Source organism: Pararhizobium sp. LjRoot235 (genome assembly GCF_964254145.1).
Classification (GTDB): Bacteria; Pseudomonadota; Alphaproteobacteria; order Rhizobiales; family Rhizobiaceae; genus Pararhizobium.
The window spans coordinates 1,183,516-1,198,726 of the sequence record NZ_CAXUSP020000001.1 but is presented as its reverse complement, the minus strand read 5'-3'; the positions used below and the strand labels follow the sequence as shown (position 1 = coordinate 1,198,726).

Here is a 15,211-nt window from a genome sequence, read left to right as displayed (position 1 = left end):
GAACCAAAGAGCTGAGCATTCTGCTCATTCGCTGTATCGAATTGGCATTTCGTCTTTCGGGACAATTGGAGATAGGCCTCGGTGAGCGCCCTGACGTCGTCCGTCGCCGCATGGTCTGGTTCGATGGCCAATTCGATTTCGATCCCGCGAGGCTGACCTTCATCGACGAGACTGCGGCATCCACAAAGATGGCCGGCTGCTCAGGTATTTGGGCCAAGTATGTTTGTTCTGGCTTCGACAATGTGGTCGTACATGTTTAGTTCGGCTTCCCTGCTGTCCCGATCTTTGATGGCGTCAAGAATGGCCTGATGCTTCGCGATATAGGCCTTCATGCGCACAGGGGTTAATGACTGCTCCTTCATTTTCCCCCAGAGATTTCCCGCCCGTACTACGTGAATACCCTCATAGAGCGAGGCGAGAAGACCATTGCGGGCGGCTTCGACGATGATGCGGTGAAAGACAGCGTCCCATTTCTCGAATTCCACCAGGGTTTCCGCCGCGCTGCCCCGATCGATCGATTTCTGCATTTCGTCGATTTCCTGCCTGCTCGCCCGTAACGCCGCCAAGGCGGCGATCTTGGGTTCCATGATAAGCCGGGCCTCGAAAACTTCGGCCGGATAGGTGCGCAACGCGTCTCCCGTACTGCCTGGCGGGCGACGCAGCGCTGTCGAGCTGACGCCGCTGCCAGCAATAAATGTCCCCCTGCCCACATGCCTGATAAGCCGGCCCTCCTTCTCCAGAGAAGCCAGCATCCGTCGAAGTGCGGTGCGGGGCAGCCCGAGTTTGAGCGCCAGGTCGCGCTCAGGCGGTAATCGATCCCCGGGCTCCAGACCTTCCGCCTCGATGAAATCCTTCAATACGACGCTCATGAACCAACCCTCGCAAAATTATTGACGCAACCAAATTGATCTATATTGACACCAATGGCAAGACCAATCCTATATTGATCGCGTGTTAAACCCCGATTGGTAGCGAACGGTGATGGACGTGAAGGGAATGATGCTGCGCACCTGCTTTCTGGACAATTGTCGGATGGCGACGCGCAATTGAGCAGTCGTAATCCACAGCAGATTTACCGGCGCCGTTGAAGAGGAGGAGCCTTGATGGCCGTTAACACGAAGCCCATACTGGTAGACGACGCGGCACTTTCGGTGCGCGGCCTGACAGTTGACCTGCCGCAAGGCATGGAACGGGCTCATGCCGTCGAGAACATCTCGTTTGATCTCAAGCGGGGTCAGATCCTCTGCATTATCGGCGAGTCTGGTTCAGGCAAGTCGGTAACGGCCAATACGATCATGGGGCTCTTGCCGAAGGCAATCCCGGTCTCGTCGGGTTCCATTCATCTTGACGGCACGGCGATCATCGGCGCATCGCCGCAAAAGCTGCGGGATATGCGCGGCCGGGTCGTATCGATGATTTTCCAGGATCCGCTGTCGGCGCTCAACCCCCTGATGACGGTGGGCGAACAGATTACCGAAGCCATGGCCGCCCATGGGGTTGGCACGAAGGCATCGCGGCGCAGCCGGGCCGTCGCGTTGCTGACTGAGGTGGGTCTGCCCGATCCGGAACTCATGTACTTCCAATACCCGTTCCGGCTTTCCGGCGGCCAGCGCCAGCGCGTGATGATCGCCATGGCGCTGGCGCTCGAACCGAGTGTCCTGATCGCCGACGAGCCGACGACAGCACTCGACGTCACGACGCAGGCGCAGATTCTCGAGCTGATCCGGGACATTCAACGTCGCAAGGGCATGAGCGTGATGTTCATCACCCATGACTTCGGCGTCGTCGCAGAGATCGCGGACAGTGTCGTGGTCATGGAGAAGGGGCGCATCGTCGAGCAAGGCAGCGCCGAGCAGGTCCTGAAATCACCCACCCATCCCTATACAAAGCGCCTGATCGCGGCCGTCCCGCGCCTGACCGGCGAGGATCGTCTCCCTGAGGAGACCGTCAGCAAGGCGACGATCCTGAAGGTCGAGGGACTGGCCAAGACATATCGCAGCGGCAGCGCGCTGTTCGGCAGCCAGCGTGTCGTGCCTGCGGTGAACGATGTTTCGTTCGACCTGGCGCATGGGCGCACGCTCGGCGTTGTCGGCGAGAGCGGTTCCGGCAAATCATCGCTGGGAAGACTTTTGATCAAGCTCCAGGACAGCGACGGCGGTCGAATCCTGTTTGAGGGCCACGACATCGCCAAGCTTTCGGAATCCGAGTTCCGTCCGCTGCGGCCTCGAATCCAGATGATCTTCCAGGACCCTTTCGCATCGCTGAACCCGCGTTCGACCATCGGGCAAATCCTGACCGTGGGACCCGTCGCGCACGGGATGTCCTATTCCCAGGCACGTGAGGAGGCACGAGCGTTGCTGTCCCATGTCGGCCTCGATGCCGGCGCCTTCGGCCGCTATCCGCACGAGTTCTCCGGTGGGCAACGCCAACGCATCGGCATCGCCCGGGCTTTGATGTTCAAACCAAAACTGCTGGTGGCTGACGAGGCAGTTTCTGCTCTCGATGTGTCCATCCAGGCTCAGATTCTCGAGCTGCTCGACAAAATCCAACGAGAGACCGGCGTATCGATGATCTTCATCACCCATGATCTGCGCGTCGCCAGCCAGATCTGCGACGAAATCGCAGTGATGCAGAAAGGGCGGATTGTCGAACACGGTCCGCCATCTCAAATCTTCCTGGATCCGCAATCAGCCTACACGCGTGAGTTGGTGGCGGCAATTCCTGGAGAGCGGCCGAGGAGCACCCGGCCGATTGCTGCGAACTGTTGAGGCTACGGCGCTTATCGCCACGAGGGAGAAGACATTATGACCAAGGATTTCACGACCGGATCGACCTACTCGCGACGCGACGCGCTGCGCCTGATGGCAGCGGGCGGCGTCGCCTGCTTTGCCGCACCCAACCTGTTCGGCAAACCTGCCTTTGCGCAAGACCTTCCAACAACTCCGACCGGCCGCGTCGTCGTCGGGCTTTCGCAGGAACCGACCGTCTTCAACCCGCTGATGGCGCATACCGAGGTCGACGATGCACTGCATTTCTCGGTGTTCGATGCGCTCTTTCGAATGGACCCCAAGGGCGTTCTTCAGCCCAATCTCGCAGCCGAGGTGCCCACACAGAAGAACGGCGGCATTTCGCAGGACGGCCTGCAGTGGCGTGTTCGTCTGCGTGACGACGTCCGCTGGCACGACGGCGAACCCTTCACGGCCGAGGATGTGAAGTTCACTCTCGAACTCATCACCAATCCGAAATTCCGCGCGTGGCGCACGAGCGGCCATTCCTTGGTGCGCGATATCACGGTGGTCTCGCCGACCGAGATCACCTGGCGGATGGAGAGCGTTTTTGCTCCATACCTGTCGTTTCTCGCCGAAACCTTCATGGTTCCCAGGCACATCCTCGAAAAAGAGGCCGACCCCAACGCCGCCGCCTTCAATCAGGCGCCTGTCGGCACCGGCGCATTCAAATGGGCGCAGCGCATTGCCGGCGACCATATCGAACTCGTCGCGAATGCGGAATATTTCGGCGAAGGTCCATATATCGAGCGGCTCGTCCTCAAATACATTCCTGACATGACGGTGCTCTACACCCAGTTTGTAAGCGGCGACATCGACCTTGTCGACCAGGCATACATAACCGCCGACCATTACGAGGAAGCCAGCAAATTGTCGGGTCATGTGGTGACCCTGGAGCCGGGGGCCTCGGTCGAGTCGATCTATCTCAATCTTGAGAAGCCGCAATTCAAGGATCCGGCGGTGCGCCAGGCGCTCTACGCCGCAATGGACAGGAAAGCGATCCTCGAAGGAATTTATTACGGGATCCACGCCCTCACCGAGACGTTCATGCCGCAGAATTCCTATTACTACAATCCGGACCTGCCGGCGCAGGAGTACAGCCTCGACCGGGCGCGCCAGATCCTCGACGAAGCCGGCTGGGTACCGGGTCCGGATGGAATCCGCACCAAGGACGGCGTTCGGTTGTCGTTCGCCAACTCGACGACTTCAGGCAACAACCTGCGTGAGCAGGTGCAGCAGTTCCTGCAGCAGACGTTCGCCGAAATCGGCGTCGAGATGACCATATCGAACCTGCCAGGGGCGGTCATGTGGGGCGATTTCTGGCTCAAGTCGCAGTTCGATTCGGCAATTTCCGGTGTAACCTATGTCATCGCGGCCGACCCCGACGTCACCAACCGCCTGCACACCAGCGCAATTGTTGCAAAGGGCGGAAAGGGCTCGAACACCGGCCAATACTCCAACCCCGAGGTCGACGCGCTGCTCGAAAAAGGTGCCCGCACCTTCGACCCGCAAGCACGGCGCGCCATCTATCTTCGGGTGCAGGAAATCGTCCGTCAGGACCTGCCCTTCCTGCCGCTGTTTGCCTACACCAACGTGTTCGGCCGCAAGGAAGGGCTCGAGGGTTTCGAGGCCAATTCCAACGCCCGCGTCGCATCCTGGCATGCCGCCGGATGGCATTGGAAGAGCTGACCTACGCCGCCGCCGTCGCGCGTTGCGGCGGCGGCCCATCCATTGACGCTGTCATGAGGAGAGCTGAATGCGTGGCTTCCTACTTAACCGGCTCTCCCAGAGCCTCGTCCTGCTCCTGATCGTTTCGGTCATCGGGTTCGTCGTCCTGAACCTGATCCCGGGTGGCCCGTTGGCGCAATTTGGGCTTGATCCCAGCATGACCCAGGATGATCTCGACCGTCTCAAAGAGCAACTGGGGCTCAACCGTCCGCTGTGGATGCAATATCTGGACTGGGCCTGGCGCCTTGTGCAGGGTGACTGGGGTCACTCCTTCCGCGACGGCGCGCCGGTTCTGGACGTGATCGGCCGGCACCTTTTTGCGACGCTGTTGTTGATGGGGTCTTCCACGGTCATCGCGATCGCCGTCGGAACGTGGATCGGCATCCGTGGCGCCACGCACCGGTATTCGGTGTTCGACTATCTGGGGACGGTCGGCGCCATGGTGGCGCTGTCGATCCCGACCTTCTGGTTCGGGCTTGTCGGCATCTACGTCTTTTCGCTCCAGTTGGGCTGGCTGCCGGCCGGCAACATGTACACGATCGGGGATGGCTCGGCGCTGAATTACATCCATCACCTGATCCTGCCGAGCATCGTGCTGGCGCTGGTCCATGTCGCCATCTGGAGCCGCTACATGCGATCCGCGACGCTTGACGTCATCAGCCAGGAATTCGTCAAGACGGCGCGTGCCAAGGGCCTGAGCGAGCGGCGGATATTGATGAAGCATGTCGTCGGCAACGCCCTTTTGCCAATGATCACGCTGGCGGGAGTGCAGCTTCCCAGCGTCCTGACGGGCGCCCTGGTGACCGAGACGGTGTTCACCTGGCCCGGAATGGGCCGGCTGTTCCTCGATAGCCTCGGCTACAGCGACTATCCGGTGGTGATGGGGCTGCTGATGTTCTCGGCCATCCTTGTGATCCTGGGCAATCTCATCGCCGACATCGCCGTCGCCGTCATCGATCCCCGTATCCGTTTGAGTTAAGCGCGTCCTGAGACGCTCAACAGGAGTCATCATTATGACCGCCATCGCCGCAAATTCGAGCCTGGACCATTGGTGGAACAGCCGAACCGCACGCCGATTCATGAGCCACCATCTGGCTCTGCTCGGGATGGTCATGATCGCCGCATTGACGCTGGCGTGTGTCTTGGGTCCTCACCTGCTGCCCTATGATTCACTCTATATCGATCTGCGCGCCCGTTTTGCTCCCCCCTTGAGCGGCAGTCACTATCTGGGCACCGATCCGCTGGGGCGCGACGTGGCGGCACGGCTCTTCATGGCGGGACGGATTTCGCTGCTGGTCGGCTTTTCCGCCATGCTCTTGTCGACGCTGATCGGAACGCTGGTGGGCGTGGTCGCCGGGTACCGCGGCGGCTGGCTCGGCATGACGCTGATGCGCACGGTCGATGGCTTTCTGTCCTTCCCGTCGATCTTCCTGGTGCTGGCGCTTGCCGCAGCACTGAAACCCAGCCCGATCATGATTACCGTTGTCATCGCCGTCTCCAGCTGGATGGAGGTTGCCCGGATTGTCGAGGCCGAGGTCCGCTCGCTTCGCGAGCGCGAGTTCGTCCAGGCCGGGCGCATGCTGGGGCTAAGCGGGACACATATCATGTTCCGCGAGATCCTGCCCAACGCCATCGGTCCGATCATCGTCGCGGCCACCCTGACCGTTGCCCGGGCGATCCTCATGGAGGCCTATATCAGCTTCCTCGGCTATGGAATTCAGCCACCGCTGCCCAGTTGGGGCAACATGCTGAACGGCGCGCAGCAGTATCTCGGCAGCGCGCCCTGGCTGGCGATCATTCCTGGTGCCGCCATCACCATCGCGGTCACCAGCTTCAACTTCATTGGCGACGGCCTGCGCGACGCGTTCGATGTTCGCGGCGATCACGCCTGAGGAAGATGGCCGGATCAGGCGTTTTGTGTGGTTGCGTCAGTTCGAGCCGGCTCCAACTCCAACGAGGTGAATGGCCGCCTCGACCGGCTGGAGTTTCTGCGCAAGCCCGCCATCGATGCTGGCACTCTCGAACACACCCACCTCACCGCGTGGCCGGCCTACGCCGCCTAGTCGAACGCTGCCAGTATAGCCGTCAGAACCGTCGTGCCTCTCTGGCGCTCAGAGAGGTCGGGCGTCTGGAGCGTTCGATCTTCATGCTCGACTGGTTGCAGCGTCGAGCGCAGGTCGGTTGAACAAGGGTGAGGCCCATCATGCCCTCAAGAGCGCGGTCAACTTCAACAGGCGGGGCGAGATCCGGGACCGGTCGTATCGTCGCAGAGCAAATGGCCAAGGGTGAGCAGATCGAGTTCGGGCTCCTGCCTCACGTCTCACCGATTATATCGCCCCTCCCGCGTCGTCCCTACTCTGAGACCAAGGACGGACGTCCTATTTTGTGTCTCGCCCAGGGGCAATAAGATGCACTGGTTTGGCGTTCAGCGTGAAATGCATCGCACTTTGAGCCAAAAAGTCAGCCAATAGCCTGGCTCGCAAGGCAGAAAATTCGAACTGCCGCTATTTGAGACTGGCCTTTTGCACCGCGAGCCATCGCAACGACTCCACCCTCCTGAGGCAGCCCCCAGTCTTCGAGCAACGATGACAGGCCGCTCTGTTGCGGGATGTACGCACGAAACGACCGTCCTTGCCGGAGAGGATGAAGGCAAGCAAATCCCTCGCCTGTTCGAAGTTCGCTGCAACGACCGGCCCGACGACTTCGCCCTTCCCGAACAGCCGCGCAGCCGCAAAGGCGACGATATTGTCACCGTTCCGGATGACGGCAAACGTACCCTCCTTCACCAGCGCACTGTGAAGCGCATCGCGCTCGGCGCCGAAAGCCGCACGATCGAGCGCTTTGATTGCCGGAAGGGCGTCCAGTCCGATCCACCCAACATTTTCAGGGGCATTGACCCGACCAACAACACCCTGGTGGCGGACAATTTGATGCGTTGCAACGAACCCCAGCTTTTCGTAAAGAGGTAAACCGTCACTTGTCGCCGTCAAACGGCATTCCCGATCCCCGGCGAGTTCCATCACGGCGGTGGTCAATTGTCTTCCCAGTCCACGGCCGCGCTGGCTTTCGTCGACAATAATCATATTGACGGCTGAACAGATGTCGCCGAAGGGAGTCATGAGGGCCGTGCCCACCACACGGTCACCCACAAGGGCAACGCGTCCCTCGCGCCCAGCCCGCTGCGCGTGACAGCGCCGGCACCATCTAGATGGTGAGCCTCGAAAGGCGTGAGGGCGATCGTTTCCGTCTGCATGGTTGATCTGTTTCGTTCGTATCCACGCTCACCTGGGAAACAACAGCGGCAGGTTTTCCCGGTCCCGCGGTGAAGCTAAGGGATCTCAGGCTGTACTGCGACACAGCGATGCGCACGCTCTTTGTTGATGGGCATACTGCAGGAAGCACGAGCTCGGTTTAGGAGACGCTTGAGCGAATAATCCGCCCAGCCATTTTCGGGCATTGCCGACCGGCAGACTTCCTGCCAGATCCCTCCGTTCCCGCCTTAAAAAATAGGAGGCAATGTGCGTCGGAACGGTCTCGTTCGGTGTAATGATTAAGTGACGGTGACGAAGATTTTCCGTACCGTCTCGATCGTTTTCCAGACCCCGACATAGCCGGGTTTCATCACGAAGCTGTCGCCCGCGCGATAAATGACCGGCGCCTTATCCTTCTCGGTCAACTCTATCACTCCCTGCAGGATATGGCAGAACTCAAAGGTTTCACCCTTGATAGAGTGCGTTTCGCCGGGAGTGGCCTCGAAGACACCGGAATTGACCCTACCCTCTTTGGCGCTGTCCTGCGCCCAGGTTTTGAAAGCGGGGGCGCCAGCGATGAGGCGATCCGGCGCGGCAGTCGTGTGCTTCGGTTCGAACGAAGGATTCGGCTCGATGGTTTTAAGTAGTGACATTTAGCTCTCCATTTTTTCCAGAGTAAAAGCAAATCCGCCTCGTCGTTAGACAAGATGATTCAAGTTGGCTTTGGCCTCGTTTACAAGGCTGCCAATAACGGTAGGAGGACGAAGCGGTCAGAATTGCCGGCGCCTACCAGCTTGCCGCGATGTATTTGGTTTCGAGATATTCGAGCATGCCGTGGTGGCTTCCCTCGCGGCCCAGACCGCTCTGCTTCATGCCTCCGAACGGTGCGGCAGCGTCGGAGACGACGCCGCGGTTGATTCCAACCATGCCACTTTCCAGCCGTCCGGCGACCGCAAGCGCGCGCTTGAGGTCGCCGCTAAACACATACGACACCAGTCCGTATTCGGTGTCGTTGGCCATGTGGACGACCTCGTCCTCAGTTTCGAATGCAACGACTGGCGCAACCGGCCCGAAAATTTCTTCGCCAAGTATCTCGGCGTTGGGAGAAACGTCGGCCAGTACGGTAGGCGGGTAGTAGAATCCGTCGCCGTTCAACCTGCTACCACCCGTAATCAGGCGGGCTCCCTTGGCAACGGCGTCGTCCACCAGGCGTTCCACCTTTGCGACCGCGGCCTCGGTGATAAGTGGCCCAAGCTGCGTGTTCGGAGCAAGCCCAGGTCCGACCTTGAGTGCAGCCATCTCTTCCGCGAACCGCCGCGTGAAGTTGCCTAGGATCCCCTTCTGGACATAGAAGCGGTTCGCAGCAGTACATGCCTCGCCGCCATTGCGCATCTTGGCAACCATTGCTCCAGCGACAGCCGTCTCCAGGTCGGCATCGTCGAATACGACAAAGGGGGCATTGCCGCCCAGTTCCATTGAACAACTGATAACTTGATCGGCAGCCTCGCGCAGCAGTGCCCTGCCGACGCGAGTGGAGCCGGTAAATGACAGCTTCCGTACCCGCTTGTCATGCAGCATGGCGCTGACGACAGGGCCGGCTTTCCTCGTTGTCACGATGTTGACCACTCCAGCCGGAACGCCTGCCTGCCGCATAATTTCGCCGATCGCCAGCGCCGTCAGAGGGGTCTCCGCTGCGGGCTTCAGGATGCACGTACAGCCCGCGGCCAATGCGGGAGCCATTTTGCGGGTCGCCATTGCTGCCGGGAAGTTCCAAGGCGTTACCAACACTGCGATACCAATTGGCTCATGGTTCACGATGATCTGATTGGCGCCTGAAGGTGCCGATCCGAATTCTCCGGGTGCCCGTACAGCTTCCTCCGCGTACCAGCGGAAAAACTCGGCCGCGTAGACGACCTCCGACCGAGCGTCCGGAAGTGCCTTGCCGTTTTCCACGGTGATCAGTTGTGCCAACCACTCGGCTTGTTCGAGCACAAGGTGAAAGCATTTCATCAAAATGTCGGATCGACGCCGCGGAGATGTCGCCTTCCAAGCCGCAAATGCCCTTTCCGCCGCGTCGACCGCAGATATTCCATCTGCGATATCGCCATCGCAAACGGTGGCGATTACACCCGCGGTCGCGGGATCGACCACTTCGAAGGTCCGGCCTTCTTTTGCAGAGACCCATTCGCCGCCGATGAACAGTTGCGCAGGAGCATCGCGGACTGCAGCAGTCGCGTCCGAAGAGGCTACAGGGTTTGTTTGTTGTGCGGAAGTTGATTTCATGTTGAGCACCGTTCGCTACCAATCAGGGTTGACACGTGATCAATATAAGAATTGGTCTCGCAATTGGTGTCAATACAGATCAATTTGGTTGCATTAATAATTTTGCGAGTGCGGGCCGCCCATTCGGCGATGGCGGTACGGGCACGGTCAAGGCCGAAGAACAGGCCTTCGTTGAGCAGCTCGTCGCGCATGCGCCGTTGAAGCTCTCGACATAGCCGTTCTGCACCGCTTTCCTGGCGCGATATAGTACCACTCAACCTTGCGACCCGGACCAGGCAAGGATGGCATTCGACGTTAGGTCGGTCCCGTTGTCGGAAACAATCATTCCGGGCTTGCCGCGTCGTTCGATCAGCGTCGTCAGTCTCAGGCGACACGTCGACCGGAGATAGACGTCTCCGGGATCGCATCCAAGGCATTCGTGCGTCATGTCGTCGACGACGTTGAGGATGCGGAAGCGCCTGCCACAGGCAAACTGGTCATGGACCAAATCCAGCGACCAGCGGGCTACCTCTGGTGCGGCCTGCACGGGCGCCTGCGGACGTTATGTGACCTTTGACCCGGCAGACGGTGGGTCTCCGAACATGCGCGCTGCACAAAGACACGACCGCCTTGCTCTCAAACATCTTGCCGGCATTGAGTTCTTCAGCGCGCTGAAAGGCCAACGTTGCAATTGCTGTATCCTGAACACCTGTACCGGTAAGATCGGCTATTGTGATGTCTGCATCGCGAGTACGTCCGACCTTCCCGCCGGCGATAATTTGGCCCAGTTCCGGAAAATCCGTGTCATCCGCAAACAGCCCAGCCTCGATGGCATGATGAAGTTCACCCAGCCTCCGTGTCTGTTTTAGGCTGTCCGCCACATATACGTCCGCGCGCGCAATCGCGGCCGGATCGATCTCGTTTTTATGTTCGGCGTCGGAGCCCATGGCTGTGACGTGCTGCCCAGGTTGAAGCCAAGAGACATCAAGAATCGGCCGGTCTGCGGGTGTCGTTGTCACAATGATATGGGAACCCGATACTGCTTCCCTTGGATCGGCGAAGGCAATGACCGGCAAGCTGTATTCGCGCTTCAACTGTTCGACGAGCGCCTCCGCCTTGAGCTGATCACGCGCCCATATACGGACTTCTCGGATTGGTCTCACCAGAGTGAGTGCCTGGAGTTGCAGCCTCGCCTGGACTCCGGCGCCAAAAATGGTTGCGATCGAAGCATCTTCTCGCGACAGATGTTTTGCCGCGACAGCACCAGCGGCCGCCGTCCTAACGTCGGTCAGGTAACCATTATCCAGAAGAAGTGCCTGAACTAGTCCGGTTTTACTTGAGAGCAAAATCATCATGCCGTTGGTGCTCGGAAGGCCGATCTTCGGATTGTCAAAGAAACCGGGGCTAATTTTGATCGCGAAACCGCTCAAGCCGGGAATATACGCGGTTTTCACATCGACCTCGCCTCTGCTCTCAGGCACATCCAGACGCAGAATGGGCGGCATCTTCACCGCATCTTCGACGGCCAGGGCGCGAAAAGCGGCTTCCACGCATTTAACGACATCGAGGTCGAGCGAGATGATCTGTCTGAGCTCAGGCTCAGTGAGTATTTTCATAATAGGCATCAATCCACCTCAGTCGCTATATCAAGTCCGTTGATGACGTTTCGATGCAGCGTCATGTCGATATTTTGGCCCGACAAGATAACTGCTACCGGACCTTTGATATGAGCCAGCTTGCCGGAAAGCAGCGCCGCGATACCAACGGCGCCAGCGCCCTCGACTATCTCACGCTCATACTCATAGGCGTGCCGGATACCGGCTGCTATCTCGCGTTCATTGACGAGGACAACATCGTCGAGAAGGGCTTTGCACATCGGGAAAGTCCAAGCGTTATCCAACCCGATGCCACCTCCCAGCGAGTCGGCCAGACTGCGATACTCCGTCACCTGCACCGGGTGACCAGCGTCGATACTAGCCTTCATGGCTGCCCCGCGGTCCATGGTGACACCGATGACCTTCGCCGCGGGTCGCATGGCCTTTATGGCTGCCGCGACGCCTGCGGCCAATCCACCTCCAGAAAGAGGAACGAGAACTGCCGCGACCTCGGGCATCGCCTCGGCGATTTCGAGCCCGACCGTTCCCTGGCCGGCGATGACGTGGGGATGATCAAAAGGCGGGATCATGCTGAGCCCATCCTCTGCAACGAGCCGTTCGACTTCCTCTTGTGCGTCGTCCTGCGACGAACCCACGATGCGCACTGTTGCGCCCAGCCGTCGGATTTCGGATACCTTGTTTTCCGGCACCAGACGCGACATGCAGATGGTCGCGCGAGAGCCAACTGCCCGAGCGGCATAGGAAAGCGCTCTTCCGTGATTGCCGGTTGAGGCTGCGATGACGCCGCGATCGCGCTCCAATTGGCTGAGTTGAAGAACTGCGTTTGTTGCACCCCGGAGCTTGAAGCTACCGGTCAATTGGTGATGTTCAAGCTTCAAACTGACCTGCGCTCCGATGCGTTCGGAGAGTGACGTCGATGTCGTCAGAGGAGTATGGAGGACGTGACTGGCGATGCGCTCACGTGCCTGCTCGATCAAGTCCTGGCTAATCATATTATTTCACCTGCCCTAGAAACCGTTACGACCGATGGAGTGCGTCTTCGTCCGCCGCCATTGAAAAGGAAACCTCGGGCAGATGCCTCGAGAATGCTCCAGCGAAGACGGCGCCTCGAACGGCGTCGCACAGAAAGAGAAACGCCATTGCTTGCTTCAGCTGTTCTGGCGACGGCGAAGGGTCCTTCTGTCGTGCCGCTCGTACATCGAATAGACGATCGGGATGAACCACGGCTTGCCGGAATAGAACGGCACGACCTTGGGAGCTGGATCGAAGTCGAAGGCGGACCGCGATTGCTCCTCGTCGCCGAGGATCTTGAACGCCGCCTTCTTGCCCAGCCAGCGCCCCCATACGATACCGGAGCCACAAAAGCCGGTCGCATAGACTGTGTTGCCAGACGAAAACATGCGCGGAATCATATCGCGGTTCATCGCGACGTATCCGAACCAGCTATGGGTAAGGCCGACACCGGCGAGTTCCGGAAAGAGCCTCGCCAGTTCGGCTTGTAAATGCACGGTCGGGGCGATGGGATCACCCTCAGTCGTCCCGTCTCGTCCACCGAACAAGATCCGAGTGCCATCCGGTGAAGGGCGATAATAATAGCTCAGCTTTCGCATGTCGCCGTACATCATGCGGGCGGGCATCACGCGATCGAGAGTCTCCTTGCCCAATGCCTCTGTCGCTATGATCCTGCTGCGGACCGGGACCAGGCGGCGGCGCAGCCATGGATCAAAACCATCGGTGTATCCATCGGTGCAGACGAGGAGTTTTTTGGCAAACACCTCTCCGCGTTGGGTTTGGATGCGCACACCGGCGGCGTCGTTGGCTGAACTCAAGACCGCGGTGTTCTCGTGAATGATGGCATTGGCCGCGTGTGCGATGCGGATCATACCGGCAAGCAGCTTTGCGGGGTGCAGACCGCCAATGTCCCTGCGTACCAGACCTCCAACATAGAGATCCGTCCCGATGTACTTTCTAACGTCGGCCCGCTCGACGGGAAAGGCCTCGATATCCAGGGTGCTGCGAAGGAAGTCGGCGTGACGACGAAGCTCATTGGCCTCATCGGCCGTCATGGCTCCGTCGAACAGACCCGACAGGAAGAAGTCGCATTCGATACCCTCCTCCTTCAGGAAACGCCCGAGATCCTCCCGCGCAGCCTTCCCCTCCATGAGGATGCCGTTTGCCCTGTCCTCTCCGAAGCGCTTGATGAGCTCCTTGCGCCCCGGTCGGATGCTACCGCTCGCCATCCCACCGTTACGGCTGGATGCTGCCTGACCCAAAGCTTGACGATCAAAGAGCTGAACATGCTTGCCTGCCCGCGCCAGTTCGATCGCCGCGGACAAGCCGGTATATCCACCCCCGACGATGGCCACGTCACAGGTCTTGTCGACGTCCCGAACCGGCAGCGACGGGAACGTGCAGTCGTCCCACCAATAGGGCGTTGATTTAACCGAATGCTGAAGAGTTTGGGTCATGAGCGGATACCGTAATGGATAGGATGCACCGGGCTGGTGATGATTAGTCGCGGCAGACCCAGAGCTTGCGCGTGGTCTCAATGACCTTCCAGGTACCCACGAAGCCGGGATGCATGACGAAGCTGTCACCTGCGACGATCCGGCGCGGTTCGCAGCCGTCCTCCGTCAGTTCCGAAACGCCGGAAAGAATGACACAAACCTCGAAAGTGTCGCCCTTGATCGAGCGATAGGCGCCGGGCGTCGCTTCCCATACACCGGAACGAACAACGCCGTCCGCGGTCTGGGCGATGTCCCAGGACAGGAACTGCGGGTTTCCCTCGATAAGCCGGTCGGGCGCGGGCTGACCCTTGCGCGGCTCCGGCAGGTTGTTCTGATCGACAAAAGTGAGGTTGGTCATGTTCTAGCCTTTCTGGGGTGGGTTATCGGACAAGCGACAGGCGCCGTTCGAGGAGTTTCAATGCCGTTAGAGCAACGACGTTCATGGCGAGATAGAGGGCGGCGCTGATGATGAAGATGTCCATGATCGCGAAGGTCTCGCTCATCAACCTCTTGGCGTATCCGGTGATTTCCAGCACGGTGATCGTCGATGCGAGGCTCGATTCCTTGACGATAATGGCGGCCTCGCTGCTGTAGGCGGGTAGCGCCTGGCGCAGTGCCAGCGGAAACTTCACCCGCGTGAAGACATGCCAGGGAGACATCCCGCAGGCTTCGGCCGCCTCGATAAGACCCTTGGGCAGGGAGAGGAAAGCCGTGCGGAAAATTTCAGCGGTGTAGGCGCCGGTGTTCAGCACGACGGCAAGGATCGCCGCGTGCAGGCTATCGCCAATCATCCACCATAGCACCGGGTTGTGACGGATGAAGCCTACCTGTGCCAGCCCGTAATAAATGACGAATATCTGCACCAGCATCGGCGTCCCGCGGAATATTGTGCAGTAGGTGTCGCAGATGTTGCGCAGAACCCTATTCTTCGAGCCGCGCCCAAGGCCGACGACGATACCGAACGGGAATCCGAAGACAATTCCGAACAGGGCGATCAGCAATGTCGTCTTGGCGCCGACAAGCAGGAAGGGAACGGCGTAGGTGATGATATCGAGATCCAT

The 15,211-nt window shown here is 59.5% G+C and carries 15 protein-coding genes and 3 pseudogenes; 7 read left to right on the top strand and 11 right to left on the bottom strand.

What is annotated here, in order from left to right; translation table 11 throughout:
* Positions 1–83: 83 nt before the first annotated feature.
* A pseudogene (locus ACSQ2Z_RS05725) lies at positions 84–206 on the top strand (IS630 family transposase); the annotation flags it as partial.
* Here the strand turns inward: ACSQ2Z_RS05725 and ACSQ2Z_RS05720 are convergent.
* Positions 201–869 carry a FadR/GntR family transcriptional regulator gene (locus ACSQ2Z_RS05720; RefSeq protein WP_436080299.1) on the bottom strand — a complete coding sequence of 223 codons (669 nt, stop codon included), beginning with the start codon at positions 867–869 and terminating at the stop codon, positions 201–203. The pseudogene ACSQ2Z_RS05725 and the gene ACSQ2Z_RS05720 sit on opposite strands and share 6 nt — an antisense overlap.
* Before the next feature lie 234 nt (positions 870–1,103).
* Between ACSQ2Z_RS05720 and ACSQ2Z_RS05715 the strand changes: the two genes are divergently transcribed.
* The 6 genes and pseudogenes from ACSQ2Z_RS05715 to ACSQ2Z_RS05690 all read left to right on the top strand — a co-directional run.
* Positions 1,104–2,768: an ABC transporter ATP-binding protein gene (locus ACSQ2Z_RS05715; RefSeq protein WP_436080298.1), complete on the top strand. Its 1,665-nt coding sequence runs from the start codon at positions 1,104–1,106 to the stop codon at positions 2,766–2,768.
* A gap of 36 nt (positions 2,769–2,804) precedes the next feature.
* On the top strand, positions 2,805–4,475 hold the full coding sequence (locus ACSQ2Z_RS05710) for a peptide ABC transporter substrate-binding protein (protein ID WP_436080297.1): 1,671 nt from the start codon (positions 2,805–2,807) through the stop codon (positions 4,473–4,475).
* 67 nt (positions 4,476–4,542) lie between these two features.
* Positions 4,543–5,493 (top strand): ABC transporter permease, encoded by a 951-nt coding sequence (locus tag ACSQ2Z_RS05705; protein ID WP_436080296.1) that lies wholly within the window; start codon positions 4,543–4,545, stop codon positions 5,491–5,493.
* Positions 5,494–5,527: 34 nt separating this feature from the next.
* Complete coding sequence (locus ACSQ2Z_RS05700; protein ID WP_436080295.1) at positions 5,528–6,406, top strand: ABC transporter permease; 879 nt, start codon at positions 5,528–5,530, stop codon at positions 6,404–6,406.
* Positions 6,407–6,433: 27 nt separating this feature from the next.
* Complete coding sequence (locus tag ACSQ2Z_RS05695) at positions 6,434–6,577, top strand: hypothetical protein (protein WP_436080294.1); 144 nt, start codon at positions 6,434–6,436, stop codon at positions 6,575–6,577.
* A gap of 14 nt (positions 6,578–6,591) precedes the next feature.
* Positions 6,592–6,773, top strand: a pseudogene (locus ACSQ2Z_RS05690) (Tn3 family transposase); the annotation flags it as partial.
* Positions 6,774–7,018: 245 nt separating this feature from the next.
* On the opposite strand, the gene ACSQ2Z_RS05685 reads toward ACSQ2Z_RS05690, so the two are convergent.
* The 10 genes and pseudogenes from ACSQ2Z_RS05685 to ACSQ2Z_RS05640 form a co-directional block, all read right to left on the bottom strand.
* Positions 7,019–7,633 (bottom strand): GNAT family N-acetyltransferase, encoded by a 615-nt coding sequence (locus ACSQ2Z_RS05685; protein ID WP_436080293.1) that lies wholly within the window; start codon positions 7,631–7,633, stop codon positions 7,019–7,021.
* A gap of 431 nt (positions 7,634–8,064) precedes the next feature.
* Entirely contained in the window at positions 8,065–8,418 is a 354-nt protein-coding gene (locus tag ACSQ2Z_RS05680; protein ID WP_436080292.1) for a cupin domain-containing protein, read from the bottom strand.
* 133 nt (positions 8,419–8,551) lie between these two features.
* On the bottom strand, positions 8,552–10,048 hold the full coding sequence (locus tag ACSQ2Z_RS05675) for an NAD-dependent succinate-semialdehyde dehydrogenase (RefSeq protein ID WP_436080291.1): 1,497 nt from the start codon (positions 10,046–10,048) through the stop codon (positions 8,552–8,554).
* On the bottom strand, positions 10,045–10,239 hold the full coding sequence (locus tag ACSQ2Z_RS05670) for a hypothetical protein (RefSeq protein ID WP_436080290.1): 195 nt from the start codon (positions 10,237–10,239) through the stop codon (positions 10,045–10,047). Before ACSQ2Z_RS05670 ends, ACSQ2Z_RS05675 begins: the two co-directional genes overlap by 4 nt.
* 62 nt (positions 10,240–10,301) lie before the next feature.
* Entirely contained in the window at positions 10,302–10,574 is a 273-nt protein-coding gene (locus tag ACSQ2Z_RS05665) for an integrase catalytic domain-containing protein (protein ID WP_436080289.1), read from the bottom strand.
* A gap of 85 nt (positions 10,575–10,659) precedes the next feature.
* A pseudogene (eutC, locus tag ACSQ2Z_RS05660) lies at positions 10,660–11,652 on the bottom strand (ectoine utilization protein EutC); the annotation flags it as partial.
* On the bottom strand, positions 11,652–12,635 hold the full coding sequence (gene eutB / locus ACSQ2Z_RS05655) for a hydroxyectoine utilization dehydratase EutB (protein WP_436080288.1): 984 nt from the start codon (positions 12,633–12,635) through the stop codon (positions 11,652–11,654). The gene eutB and the pseudogene eutC, both read right to left, overlap by 1 nt.
* A gap of 156 nt (positions 12,636–12,791) precedes the next feature.
* On the bottom strand, positions 12,792–14,111 hold the full coding sequence (locus ACSQ2Z_RS05650; RefSeq protein ID WP_436082992.1) for an NAD(P)/FAD-dependent oxidoreductase: 1,320 nt from the start codon (positions 14,109–14,111) through the stop codon (positions 12,792–12,794).
* Positions 14,112–14,154: 43 nt separating this feature from the next.
* On the bottom strand, positions 14,155–14,508 hold the full coding sequence (locus ACSQ2Z_RS05645; RefSeq protein WP_436080287.1) for a cupin domain-containing protein: 354 nt from the start codon (positions 14,506–14,508) through the stop codon (positions 14,155–14,157).
* 22 nt (positions 14,509–14,530) lie between these two features.
* Positions 14,531–15,211 (bottom strand): ABC transporter permease, encoded by a 681-nt coding sequence (locus tag ACSQ2Z_RS05640; RefSeq protein WP_436080286.1) that lies wholly within the window; start codon positions 15,209–15,211, stop codon positions 14,531–14,533.

Coding starts and splice junctions, on each gene's coding strand:
- ACSQ2Z_RS05720 (WP_436080299.1), bottom strand. CDS start 869: ATGAGCGTCGTATTGAAGGATTTCATCGAGGCGGAAGGTCTGGAGCCC.
- ACSQ2Z_RS05715 (WP_436080298.1), top strand. CDS start 1,104: ATGGCCGTTAACACGAAGCCCATACTGGTAGACGACGCGGCACTTTCG.
- ACSQ2Z_RS05710 (WP_436080297.1), top strand. CDS start 2,805: ATGACCAAGGATTTCACGACCGGATCGACCTACTCGCGACGCGACGCG.
- ACSQ2Z_RS05705 (WP_436080296.1), top strand. CDS start 4,543: ATGCGTGGCTTCCTACTTAACCGGCTCTCCCAGAGCCTCGTCCTGCTC.
- ACSQ2Z_RS05700 (WP_436080295.1), top strand. CDS start 5,528: ATGACCGCCATCGCCGCAAATTCGAGCCTGGACCATTGGTGGAACAGC.
- ACSQ2Z_RS05685 (WP_436080293.1), bottom strand. CDS start 7,633: ATGACTCCCTTCGGCGACATCTGTTCAGCCGTCAATATGATTATTGTC.
- ACSQ2Z_RS05680 (WP_436080292.1), bottom strand. CDS start 8,418: ATGTCACTACTTAAAACCATCGAGCCGAATCCTTCGTTCGAACCGAAG.
- ACSQ2Z_RS05675 (WP_436080291.1), bottom strand. CDS start 10,048: ATGAAATCAACTTCCGCACAACAAACAAACCCTGTAGCCTCTTCGGAC.
- ACSQ2Z_RS05670 (WP_436080290.1), bottom strand. CDS start 10,239: ATGCGCGACGAGCTGCTCAACGAAGGCCTGTTCTTCGGCCTTGACCGT.
- eutB (WP_436080288.1), bottom strand. CDS start 12,635: ATGATTAGCCAGGACTTGATCGAGCAGGCACGTGAGCGCATCGCCAGT.
- ACSQ2Z_RS05650 (WP_436082992.1), bottom strand. CDS start 14,111: ATGACCCAAACTCTTCAGCATTCGGTTAAATCAACGCCCTATTGGTGG.
- ACSQ2Z_RS05645 (WP_436080287.1), bottom strand. CDS start 14,508: ATGACCAACCTCACTTTTGTCGATCAGAACAACCTGCCGGAGCCGCGC.
- ACSQ2Z_RS05640 (WP_436080286.1), bottom strand. CDS start 15,211: ATGGATCTCGATATCATCACCTACGCCGTTCCCTTCCTGCTTGTCGGC.